7 protein-coding genes are annotated in these 12,731 nt (G+C 49.7%); 6 read left to right on the forward strand and 1 reads right to left on the reverse strand.

Translation table 11 applies throughout. The features are described 5' to 3' along the window. The 6 genes from ACTHMC_RS20890 to ACTHMC_RS20915 form a co-directional block, all read left to right on the forward strand. Positions 1-1,665: glycoside hydrolase family 9 protein (locus tag ACTHMC_RS20890; RefSeq protein WP_440416079.1), on the forward strand; the 1,665-nt coding region annotated here is incomplete at its 5' end. A gap of 6 nt (positions 1,666-1,671) precedes the next feature. Continuing rightward, positions 1,672-2,781, forward strand: a complete 1,110-nt coding sequence (gene nagA / locus ACTHMC_RS20895; protein ID WP_440416081.1) for an N-acetylglucosamine-6-phosphate deacetylase — start codon at positions 1,672-1,674, stop codon at positions 2,779-2,781. Between the two features lie 547 nt (positions 2,782-3,328). Beyond that, complete coding sequence (locus ACTHMC_RS20900) at positions 3,329-4,576, forward strand: ROK family protein (RefSeq protein ID WP_440416083.1); 1,248 nt, start codon at positions 3,329-3,331, stop codon at positions 4,574-4,576. Positions 4,577-4,761: 185 nt separating this feature from the next. Then, on the forward strand, positions 4,762-7,920 hold the full coding sequence (locus ACTHMC_RS20905; RefSeq protein ID WP_440416085.1) for a SusC/RagA family TonB-linked outer membrane protein: 3,159 nt from the start codon (positions 4,762-4,764) through the stop codon (positions 7,918-7,920). Positions 7,921-7,939: 19 nt separating this feature from the next. Beyond that, entirely contained in the window at positions 7,940-9,535 is a 1,596-nt protein-coding gene (locus ACTHMC_RS20910; RefSeq protein ID WP_440416087.1) for a SusD/RagB family nutrient-binding outer membrane lipoprotein, read from the forward strand. Positions 9,536-9,599: 64 nt separating this feature from the next. Beyond that, positions 9,600-10,937, forward strand: a complete 1,338-nt coding sequence (locus ACTHMC_RS20915; RefSeq protein WP_440416089.1) for an aryl-sulfate sulfotransferase — start codon at positions 9,600-9,602, stop codon at positions 10,935-10,937. A gap of 77 nt (positions 10,938-11,014) precedes the next feature. On the opposite strand, the gene ACTHMC_RS20920 is transcribed toward ACTHMC_RS20915, so the two are convergent. Next, positions 11,015-12,640: a tetratricopeptide repeat protein gene (locus ACTHMC_RS20920; RefSeq protein ID WP_440416091.1), complete on the reverse strand. Its 1,626-nt coding sequence runs from the start codon at positions 12,638-12,640 to the stop codon at positions 11,015-11,017. Between the last annotated feature and the right edge of the window lie 91 nt (positions 12,641-12,731).

Raw genomic sequence — 12,731 nt, forward strand, 5'->3', positions numbered from 1 at the left:
CAACTCGGTTATACCCCACAGGGCGTCAAAGTAGCCGTATATGGCAGCAAACACCTCAACGCCGTCAGCAATTATACCCTCATCGATTCAGTAACCGGTAAAAAAGTACTGGTGAGATCCGCCGGCAAAGCCATGGGATCATACGGCCCTTTTGCACAAACCTATCGCCTGGATTTTTCTTCATTCAATAAACCCGGCACCTATTATCTCGTTGCCGGCAAAGCCCGCTCTCCCTATTTCAGGATCGGACGCGATGTATATAAAGGCGCTGCTGATTTCTGTCTCCGCTACATGCGCCAGCAAAGAAGCGGCTTCAATCCATTCCTGAAAGACAGCTGCCATATGTACGATGGCTTTACCATCTACGGCCCCATGCCGGACAGCACCTTCATTCCTGTTTCCGGTGGCTGGCACGATGCCACCGATTACCTGCAATATTCCACCACATCCGCGAATGCAACGGCCCACCTGCTGCTTGCGTACCGCGACTTCCCCAAAGTATTCGGAGATGCGCACGCTGCCAACGGTCTCCCGGGGAGCAACGGCATCGCAGACGTACTGGATGAAGCCAAATGGGGGCTCGACTGGCTGCTGAAGATGCACCCGAAAGACGACTGGATGTTCAACCAGATCGCTGACGACAGGGATCACTCCGGCATGCGCCTTCCAAAACTCGACAGCCAGTACGGCAAAGGGTATGAACGACCTGTTTATTTCATCAACGGTGAGCCGCAAGTGCGCGGCAAATTCCTGAACAATACCACCGGCACTTCCAGCACAGCCGGAAAATTCGCCAGTGCATTCGCCATCGCCTCCGGCCTATTCCAACCCATTGATAAAGCGTACAGCGAGCTCATGCAATACAAAGCAGGCACCGCTTACAAATTCGCACTCCGCAAACCTGGCGTCACTCAAACAGCATCTGTAAAATCTCCTTACATCTATGCAGAAGACAACTGGGTGGATGATATGGAATTTGCTGCCGCCACACTCAACAAAACCAAAGAAGCCCTGCACTACGCCTCTCAGGAGCCCATCACTCCCTGGCTCGGCGAAGACACTGCCAAACATTATCAATGGTATCCTTTCATCAACCTGGGTCATTATGAACTGGGACGCACCCTCAAAGGCGCGGAACGCAATAAGATCGTCAACCTCTACAAAACCGGCATTGAAAAAGTCTGGAAAAAAGCCAGCAACAACGCTTTCTATCGCGCCATTCCATATATCTGGTGCAGCAATAACCTCACCACCAGTTTCGCCATCCAGTGTTACTGGTACCGCATGCTTAACAACGACAAACAATTCCAGGCCCTGGAGCAGGCCAATTTCGACTGGCTCTTCGGCTGCAATCCCTGGGGCACATCCATGGTATATGGTCTGCCAGCCCATGGCGATACCCCTGTTGATCCGCACGCCGCCTTCACTCATATCCTCAAAGCAGGTATCGATGGCGGCCTGGTAGACGGTCCGGTTTATGGCAGCATCTATAATAATCTTATCGGCATCCAACTGTTCAACCCCGACCAATATGCGCTATTCCAAAGTCAGTTGGCAGTATACCATGATGATTACGGAGATTATTCCACCAACGAACCAACCATGGACGGAACCGCTTCTCTCATTTACCTGCTCGCTGCATTTCAGTGGGCCGCCGAAAAATAAACGATCATGATCTCAGCCATCAATAATGCCACTATCTATACCGGTACCAGGGAACTGACCGGACAATCCCTTCTCTTCCGCAACAAGAGGATCGAAGCCATCGTTCCACTATCCGAAGTACCCTCCGATGCCAATATCACCGACGCTACAGGACTCCTGCTGACGCCGGGTTTCATCGATCTTCAGATCTATGGCGCTGGTGGTTACCTCTTCAGCAATTCACCTTCTGCCGCAGCACTCAAAGCAATATCAGACGCCATCGTCCGCAGCGGTACCACCACATACATGCTCACCCTGGCCACCAACGAACTGAGTATCTATCTCCAGGCCTTCGATGTAGCAAAACAAAACCCGCATCCCGCACTGGCAGGCATTCATCTCGAAGGGCCATACTTCAATCCCGTCAAGCGGGGAGCCCATATCGAAAAGCTCATTCATTCGCCAGAGCTCCAGGAAGTTCAATCATTGATCACAGCCGCCAACGGCATATTCCGCATGATGACGCTCGCTCCTGAAATGGTCAGTGACGAAGTGCTGCAACTGCTCCTTCAAAACAATGTGATCCTTTCCGCCGGACACAGCAATGCCACTTATGATCAGGCAATGGCAGGCTTCAGCAAAGGCATCCGCACCGTAACACATCTCTTCAATGCCATGAGTACGTTGCATCACCGCGATACCGGCCTGCCTGGCGCTGCATACCTGTCGCAATCAACTTACGCAAGCATCATTGCCGATGGTGTTCACGTAGACTGGCAAACCCTGCGCATCAGCAAGCAGATGATGGGGCGCAGGCTTTTCCTCATCACCGATGCCGTTGACGAAAATCTTGAGGGAGCGTATATACATCTCCGTAAGAGCGACCGATTCACTCTCCCTGATGGCACACTGTCCGGCTCCTGCATCACCATGCTGGATGCCATCCGCAACTGTGTGCAACATGCCGGTATCGAGCTGCCGGAAGCGCTACGTATGGCTACCCTCTATCCTTCGGAAGTAATGCAGGCACCTGACCTTGGCAGGCTGGAACCAGGTGCCAGAGCCAATCTTGTATTGGTAGATCAAGAATTATCATCTGTAAAATCGGTGTGGCTCGAAGGGGAGAAGATTGCCTGACCACCACCATTCGCCTTCCCTCCAACTGCATGAATTACCAGGGCCACCACAGGTGAAATTGTTTTTACAATCACGCAGATACTTTTTATCAGGAAACTTTTGCAAACACCATGCTTCGCCTTAAACCCTTCTTCCCATTGGTTTTGCTGCATACCTGTCTGTCGCACCTTCATCGTGCTGAGCGCTGGAGGTATGAAAAGCCGGCCTTCGAAACATACCTTGCTTCAGCCCGGCCCTGTACCATAGCCTCAACTCACCCCACCACCGCCCAAACAAACCCTAAAGGTGTGGGTATGTTTTACAGCCGGCGTTCATACCACCAGCGCGCCCCCCAAAATCAAAACTCCAACAGTACAAACCCTCAAAACCTCCGCCGATTATTTAATAAGAATCAATACTTTCAAAATTTTCACCAAAAGTTCTTCGCTTTTAAGAACAATTTTTCTAAGTTTAGTCTCCGGGTAATTACATGCAGTCACATTACCCCCGTTACCTTGAGATCGTTTCGCGTCCCCATTTGTATTCAAATCTTGAATAAGGAACCACTATGTTTGAAGTTTCTGAAAACAGGTCTCCCTTATACTATGAGATCATCCGTCAGCTTTATTATGGCAGGGTGATGTCATGTACAGACCTGAGCGAAAAGATCAGTAAAAGCATTCCGCTTGTTACTACTGCCATCAATTACCTGATCAAATCAGGCTTCGTGGAGAAACAGGGCTATGCCCCGTCCAGCGGGGGCCGGAGGCCATTGATGTATGCACTGAAGCAAGACAGGCTCTTTGTTGTTACCATTGCCATGGACCAGCTCAGTACGCGTATAGGCATCGTTGATATGCGCAACAATTATGTATCGGGGGTAGAAGTGGTGGAACTGAAATTACTTAACAATCCGCAGGCGCTTGCCACACTGGTGAACGCCATCTCGGGCCATATTGACAAGTCGGGTATCCCGCGTGAAAAGATCATTGGGGCCGGCATCGGTATGCCGGGCCTGGTGAATGCGCAGGATGGTATCAACTATTCATACCTGGCTACAAATGGAAGAAGTCTTAGTCAGCATCTCTCAAATGCGCTGGGGATGCAGGTTTTCATTGATAACGACTCAAGTCTGATAGCATTGGCGGAGCACCGCTTTGGGAAGGCGAAGGACTTCAGAAATGTGATGGTGATCAACATGGGATGGGGGATCGGACTGGGTATGATCATAAATGGACAACTCTATCGCGGCGACGACGGATTTGCCGGGGAGTTCAGTCATATTCCTATCTCGGAAAAGGGATCTCTTTGCTACTGCGGCAAACAGGGCTGTCTTGAATCGGAAGCATCACTGATGGCAGTAGCCGATAAAGCCATGCAGGGCATAAAGAACGGGCGGCTGTCGCGACTGGCTTTTCTCACAGACCAGAACCAGCTGGCTATCGGTAATTCGCTGATGGAACTGGCCAACCAGGGCGATCAGTATGCCATAGAGCTTTTTATGGAAGCGGCTTACAAGATCGGCAGAGGACTCTCGATCCTCATTCATATCAATAACCCCAGGGCAATTGTGCTCAGTGGAAGGGGAGCGAAAGTAGGTAAGCTGGTGACAGCGCCCATTCAGCAGGCGATCACCAGTTACTGCATACCACGGCTGGCCAATAACACCGAATTACTGGTATCTGAATTTGGCTACGAAGCAGAGCTTACCGGCGCGGCTATACTGGTAATGGAGCATTTCTCACCTGAAAATTTCGCATATTCCGCAATTTCAAGCCGCAAAATCGGCAATAAAATAGCTAATACAGCCCCTTAAATGCTTGATTTACTATAATTATTCATGTCATTTATCAAAAAGTGCAAAAAACTTTATAAGAAATTTAAAAAGTTGCGTCTCTTTTTATAGATTTATAGTCAGGGACCGATGATCCTACGGTGACATGGTTTTAGTGACTGCTGCATTTTTCATCAACGACTGATCAACCAAAACCTAGACATACCATGCACAAATTGCTATTGCTAGTGCCAATGGCATTGCTTTCATTGTTTACCTATGCACAGGTGAAAATAGAAGGTGATGTCAGAGATGCTGCCGACGGGCAGCCGCTTTCCGGAGCTACTATCCTCATCAAGGGGAAGACGGGAGGCGCAAGCACAAACGCCACGGGTAAATTCTCCATTACTGTTCCAGACAACAATTCAATCCTCGTTATCTCTTCGCTCGGCTTCGTTACAAAAGAAGTACGGGTGAACGGACAGGCTTCTCTCAGCATCACACTGAGCAGGGAAGAGTCAGAATTGCGTTCAGTAGTGGTGACCGCTTTGAACATCAAAAGACAAAAAAGTTCGCTGGGTTATGCCGTAGCGGAAGCTACAGCCAAGGACATTGCAGGTTTCGGTGAAACCAATGCCATGCAATCCCTGGCGGGTAAAATGGCCGGTGTGAATATCTCCGGTACCACCGCAGGACCTACAGGATCCACGCGTATCTCTATCCGCGGTGTGCGTGAACTGCTCGGTGCCAACCAGCCATTGTTCGTCATCGATGGTGTGCCCGCCGTAAACGGCAATATCGGTAGCGCCAACCAGAACGGAGGCTTTGACCTCGGTGACGGTCTCTCCGATATCAACCCCAACGATGTGGAATCCATCACCGTACTGAAAGGCGCTTCCGCCGCGGCTCTCTATGGCAGTCGCGCCATGAACGGCGTGGTGCTCATCACCACCAAAGGTGGCAGGAACAGGAAAGGCATCGGTGTTGAATTCAGCAGCAATATGACCATCGACAGGGTCAACACCAAACTGGATGAAGTACAGAAGATCTACGGCCAGGGCAATAACGGAATGGTTCAACGCTCTGCTGCAGAAGCTTCCAATATCACTTCCAGCTGGGGACCGAAATATACTGACAATGATACCATCCGTCAGAGAGACGGAAGTCTGCGCCCGTACAAATACCTCGAGAACAATATGCAGAACTTCTTCCGTAATGGTGTTACCTGGTTGAATACGGTAGCGGTAACAGGCGGCAACGAAAATGCGAATATCCGCGCTTCCTACTCCAATATCAGCAGTACAGACGTGAACCCCAAAGCCGGTTTCGGAAGAAATACATTTACAGTTCGAGGAGAAGCGAAGCTCACAGACAAGCTCACTGTAGAAGCAAAAGGAAGCCTGCTGTTCGAGGATGTGACCAACAGGCCTGCACTCACGGATGATGTGAACAATATCGGTAACGGTCTGCTCGCCATCGCCGGGAACTTCGACCAGGCATGGCTCCAGGATTTCGCAAACCCTGATGGTACTTATATCAACTACACCGGTAATAACTACAGGGCCAATCCATACTGGACCATCAACCGCACTACTAACAACAGTAAGAAGCAACGTACCAACGGATCTTTGAACGTTCGTTATAAGTTCAACGACAAACTCAGCTTCCAGGCAAGCGCGGGTACTGACTTCTATACGTTCGACTTCGAGAATTTTTACGACAAATACACGCCTTCACGTGATGGTGGTATCCTGCAGCTGAGGACCATCAAGATGAAAGAAGAGAACTACCAGGGTATGTTCAACTACAACACCGAGCTCTTCAGTGATTTCAAACTGAACGCCATGGTTGGTGGAAACATCATGAGGAACAGCAACAGCAATGTGTTCACAGAAGGAAAGGAGATCATCGTTCCCGGAAAGAATATCATTGCCAACTTCTCCAATGTACGTGTGAACAATCCTCCTGAAGGCAATACAGACCGCTCTATCCACTCTTTGTTCGGCAGCGCAGAACTGAGCTGGAAAGATCAGCTCTTCACTACCTTCCAGGCAAGGAATGACTGGTCTTCCACACTACCCAAAGGCAACTGGTCTTATTTCTATCCTGCTGTTGACATGAGCTGGCTCGCGTCAAATACCTTCGATCTTTCAAATACACCCATCAGCTATGCCAAGCTTCGTGCATCATGGGGTAAGGTAGGTAGCGATGCCATTCCGGGCAACACAGCATTTTATTATGCCATGACCGGTCTCAGCATCAACAACAAACCGATGGGAGAGATCCTGGGTAATGTGATCCCTAACGATAATATCAAACCGCAGTTCAAAACTTCCAAAGAGATCGGTTTTGAAATGGGCCTGCTGAAAGACCGCATTTCAGTTGATTTCACATACTATGATGAAAAAACCGATGATGCCATCGTGATGCTGCCGATTGCACAAACCTCAGGCTATAATTTTGCCATGCTCAACGCAGCATCTCTCCGCAACAAAGGTGTTGAGATTTTGCTGAAGTTCACACCGCTGAAACTAAGCAATGGCCTGCGCTGGGACCTTTCCTTCAACTATGCGAAGAACGTCAACAGGGTAGAGTCGCTCGCAGAAGGACTGGAAGCCTATGTTGCAGCGGAAGCCCGCTGGGCCGGTGCCACCATCACGGGTGATGTTGGTGAGAAGTTCGGATCTATCAAAGGACTTGATTACAAGTATGACGATAAAGGCAACAAAGTGATCGGCGCAGATGGTCTTCCTCTCTTCGGCGATAATCCTGTAGTGCTGGGCAATACAACTCCAGATTGGACAGGCGGTGCCACTACTTCACTTTCTTACAAAGGTTTTGAATTCAGAGCAGTGGTTGATATAAGGGTAGGAGGAGATATGTTCTCCATGACCAATATGAGCCTCTACGCTCAGGGCCAGGCTCCCGCCACATTAGCGGGCAGGGATGGCTGGAATGAATTCTCCCGCGAATATAGGGCATGGCAGGATGCAGGTTCCGTAGGAACCGCTCCAACACAGAACAACCGTGGCTATATCGCAGAGGGCGTTAAAGAAGATGGTACACCTAACGACAAAGCTGTAAGCCCTTCCACTTATTGGGTGAAAGTGGCCAACAATACACCAAAGCCGTTCATTTACGATGGAGGATATGTGAAGCTCCGCGATATTGGCCTCAATTACACCCTCCCCAAATCCCTGTACAAACGTTTGCCCGTACAGAATATCACAGTAGGTGTGATCGGCCGTAACCTCTGGATCATCTCCAAGAATACGCCCAATATCGATCCTGAATCCAATTACAATAACGGTAACGGCCAGGGCTTCGAGTACGGCTCACTGCCCGGCAGAAAGCGTTATGGATTCAATGTGCTGATCAAACTTTAAACCATTAAATGCTCGCAAAATGAAATGTATTCAATATATCATACTGGCCGGGTCCCTGCTCGCTTTCCAGGCCTGTACGAGGGACTTCGAGGAGATGAACAAAAACAAAGCGGGGTACAATGAACTCGATGCACAATACCAGTTTGCCAAAGTACAGGCTGATATGAGCGGCGACAGGGAAGATACTTGGCGCTATGATCTCGGTATCGCATCGCCGATGATCCAGCACCTCGGCGGATCATGGTGGACACAACACGGAGGCATGTACCAGATAGTTGAAAAAAGCCATTGGTTCAGCCATTGGGAAACCACTTACCCGCGTGAACTGAAGAACCTCCAGGATATCATCGACAAAACTGCTGGAGATCCCGCACAGGTGAATATGCACGCAGCTGCCCGCATCCTGCGCATCCTGGTGTTTTCAAAACTCACCGATATGTACGGTGATATCCCTTACAGCCAGGCTGCCAAAGGATTTACCGATAAGATCTATCTCCCCAAATACGATACACAGGAAGAGATCTATAAAGATTTCTTCAAGGAACTGGACGAAGCGGTGGATGAGCTGAACGCCTCCGCACCAGCAGTTGCCGGCGATGTTTTCTACGATGGCAATGTTGCCAAATGGAAAAAGCTCGGCAACTCATTACGTCTCCGCCTCGGTTTCCGCCTCACCAAACGTGATCTCGCAGAAGCTAAAAAACAGGTGGAAGCAGCTATCAGCAAAGGGGTGATGACCGACCTTGCAGATATTGCCATGACCAGGCATATGGATATCTCCTATGCAGCAGGAGAAAACCGTGGTAATGGTCGCTCACAGGTGTTTAAAGCTGAGCCAAGGTCATCCGGCTTCCGTCTCGTTCGCACACTGGTGGACACCATGGCCATGACATCAGATCCACGCCTCTACATCTTTGGCGGCACTTATGTTGGTGATGCCTTCATCGGTTCTTCAGGTGTAGTGGATATCAGTGGCTATATGCCACCCCTGGGTACTGTACCAGGCGCTATGGCATGGAACCTCTGGGGGGATTATGGAAATGTGAACGGCCCCAACGGCAGCATCTATGTAACCCAGAACGATAAATTCCTTCAGCCCAGCAAATATGTTTCTGCCCTCAATGCCCCCTTCTTCCACCTCACCACTGCAGAAGTGGAATTCCTGCTGGCAGAAGCGGCACTCAGGAACTGGGGCGGTGTAACCAATGCCGATGCGCATTTCAAGAAAGGTCTGCAACTGGCCTGTGAAGCAGCTGCGCTCTATCCCGGAGCTCCTGCACCTTCACAAGCAGATATTGATGATTTCAAAGCGCATTACACACCATTCCCCACCAACTTCGATCAGGCAATGAAAGCCATTCACACACAGATGTGGGTGAATTTCTTCCTGAACGGAACGGAAGCATACTCCAACTGGAGAAGGACCGGCTACCCGCTCCTCACCAAGTTCACATCAGTAGAGTGGTACTCTGCCGGAGCTCCTGATTTTCCACGCAGGTTCTTCTATCCTGAATCCGAAGTGATCCAGAACCCGAAGAACTACCAGGAAGCGATCACCAGGCTCGGCGGTGCAAACGACTGGATGAAACCCGTATGGTGGGATAAACAACCTTAAAAGCACTTCAAACAACAATAGCACCGGCGGATCATTGTATCCGCCGGTCTTTTACTTCTTACATATGAAACAACTGATCTTCTGCTGCTGGTGCTGCATCACCCTGATAGCCTGTGACCCGGCGCGCAATGGTATCGATCTCACGGCTAAGAACCTCCGTATCATCAATGGTGGTACCTCTGCTTTATCTGCCCGCGTTCAGTTCAGTCTGAATGCTGTGGGAGATGCCATGCTGGTGATCACAGAGAAAACAACCGGAGAGGAGAAACGCACCCCCGTATCAAAAGAGAAGATCAATCATAATATCACGGTTACCGGTCTTAAAGAGAAAACCACCTACCATGTAAAAGTACAGGTGCAGGGCCGCGATGAGAGTTTCGGCACGTCGGCGGAACAGACATTCACTACCGCTGCCATCCCGGCTTCAGTAAAGGCCTTCTACAAACCGGAAGACAATACGCTCAGCGAAACTGACGGAACTCATTTTCTTTTCACCAGCAGGGTAGGACCCGCCTGTATCTATCTTATCGATAACAAAGGGAAGATGGTCTGGTACCGCACTACACAGAACATGCTCAAAGTGGTTCGCCTTACAAGGAACAATACATTATTATGTCTGGAAGATGAGAACAGCACCTCCTTCGGTGATGGCAATGTGATCCTGGAGCTCAGTCTTGGTGGCGACACACTCTTCTACGTTCGCCAGGGCAGCAAGGGCTTCGATAAATCAGTTCACCATGATCTCTACCTCAATCACCGTGGCAATGTAGTGGCCGTCACCAACGTATACAGACCCGGCATCACCATCCCCGGGGACGGCATCATCGAGTTCGACCGCGGCGGCAACAAGATCTGGGAGTGGACCACCTTTGACTCACCCGATGCAGCGGAAACCGGCATCAGTAATCAACCCTGGATCAATTCACTGGCGCAGGACAATGATAACAACTACATCATATCCCTGCGTTCCTTCTCGCAGGTATGGAAGATCAATTCCACCACAGGAGCGGTGATGTGGAAACTGGGAAAAGGTGGTAATGTGCAGATGGAAACTGCTGATGAATTCCAGTTCCAGCATTATGCACACCGTAACCCGCAAGGCGATATCATGCTCTTCGACAACGGCAGCGCCACCCGGCCCGTAACCCGCCTGATGAGCTTCACCATCGATGAGCAACAGAAAAAGGCCACCCGCAAACTGGCAGTTGAGCTGCCCTCCAATCTATACTCCGCCATCATGGGCAGCACCATGCTGATGCCTGATCAGAACATACTCTCCGCCAGTTCCAATAACAGCCGGTTTGTAAAAACCAATGCAGCAGGGCAGGTACTCTGGAGCGTTAAAGTTGCCGAGCCCATCTACCGCGCCGAATACGTTGGCAATCCATTTCTTACTTATTGATAATAAAAGAGGCTGACCATATAGATCAGCCTCGGTACTACACCCCTGTTTTTCGGTGGAATAACGTTTCAAAAAGATTATTTTCCTCCAGGCGTAGGTTGTTTAGTTCCAACATTTTTTTCCAGCACGGATATATATCGTTGTGCGTCCTTGTTATCGGGATCGATAGCCAGGATCTTCTGCAGGTAGGCGATGGCCTCCGGGAAATCCTTTTCCTTGTTGGTTTCGTAGGCAGCTATATATCCGTATGCTTCAATCAGCCATTTCTTATTGGTAGCATTGGTGGTATCTTTTTCCAGCACTGCAATCAGATTATGATAATGCGGAATAGCTGTACCTGCTTCCATGGTGGAATCCTGCATGGAGTTGGCACGTGCACGCCAGTAATAACCGAATGCCTGCTCTGGATATTTGGCGATGTATGAACCGAACACAGTATCAGCCTGAATATATTCTTCAGCCCTGAAATGTGCGAGGCCCCAGTTGAAAAGATCCAGGTTGGTGGCCTGATCATTACCAGTATAATACATGCCGGTATACTTCGCTTCCAGGCTGTAGTTCTTCAGTTTCTTGCTGAGATCGGTGAGCTTTTTGTAATACGCATAAGCGGCAACACTGTCTTGCTGGCGATCAGCCGCTTTCTCATAATAAGCCATCGCACTGTCTTCCATACCTGCCTGCGTGCTGTACAATTCAGCCATCGTTTCAAAATCCTTTGCAACATAATTGCTGTCGTGCCCCTTTGAAAAATACTGCTTCATGGTTTCCATGGCAGTAGCAGTATCGCTGTTGCCCAGGTAACTGTAAGCAAGCAGTTTGTACAGTCTCGCATTATTGGGAGATGCAGCCAGCAGGGTCTTTGCCTTTGCAATGGCAGGCTCGTAGTTTTTTGAAAGATAGAGCAGGTCTGTAAGTTGGTACTCATTCTCATCACTGGGATCGCTGTGGCGCTGGTATTTGAGGAAATAACTCATCGCCTCCGGCAGATCGCGGTAGTAATAATGATAATAGAGCTCATAATAAGCCGGTGCATAGAGCGAGTCTGCTGCAATGGCCTGCTCAAAATAATTCACATAAAGCTGGTCGTTCTTCTGTGCAACAAAGATCTTACCCAACTGGTATAATGCGGCTGCATAATTCTTGTCTTTATCCAGCGCCTGCGAATATGCTTTGTAAGCAGCTGTGCCATCACCGAGCCTGCGGTAGGCATCACCCTGAAGCGCAGAAAGCGTTGCATCTTTCTTCTCACGTTTCATGGCTTTGTCCAGCACCGTCAGTGCATAGGCTGGATCACCATTCTTTGCATCCAGGTGCGTATTGGCAACCGCAGCAAGAACATTTGCATCTTTCTCCCGGGTAGCTTCTATTGCCTGTGTAAAGAACGCATTGGCGCTGTCTGTTTTGTTCTCCTTCATCAGAAGGGCGCCATAGGCCACTTTGAACATCGGCTCAGAACGAACGGCCTCGGGAGCGGCGGCCAGTTCCTCACGGAGGGTGGCTGCATCGTCTGCCCCGGGAAAAGTCTGTGCAAGCAGGTACCAGTTGCCGGCATTGGCCGGATCAGTTTTCAGGGTAGCATGTAACAGCTCCCTGGCGCTCTCAAACCGCTGATGGTAGATGAGTTGCGCTGCTTCCGGTTGCTGCTGTGCAATGCTCTGAGAAGCACTGCAGATGAGGGCGAGGGCAGTAACAGTATATTTCATTTAAGCACTTTTTTAGTTCCCGCCAGACTGCTCTGTACAGGAGGATGACTACTATGATCAGAGAGAGCTAAAGTTAAAAAGCTCAGTTCAG

The sequence above is a fragment of the Pseudobacter sp. genome, assembly GCF_051955275.1.
Classification (GTDB): domain Bacteria; phylum Bacteroidota; class Bacteroidia; order Chitinophagales; family Chitinophagaceae; genus Pseudobacter.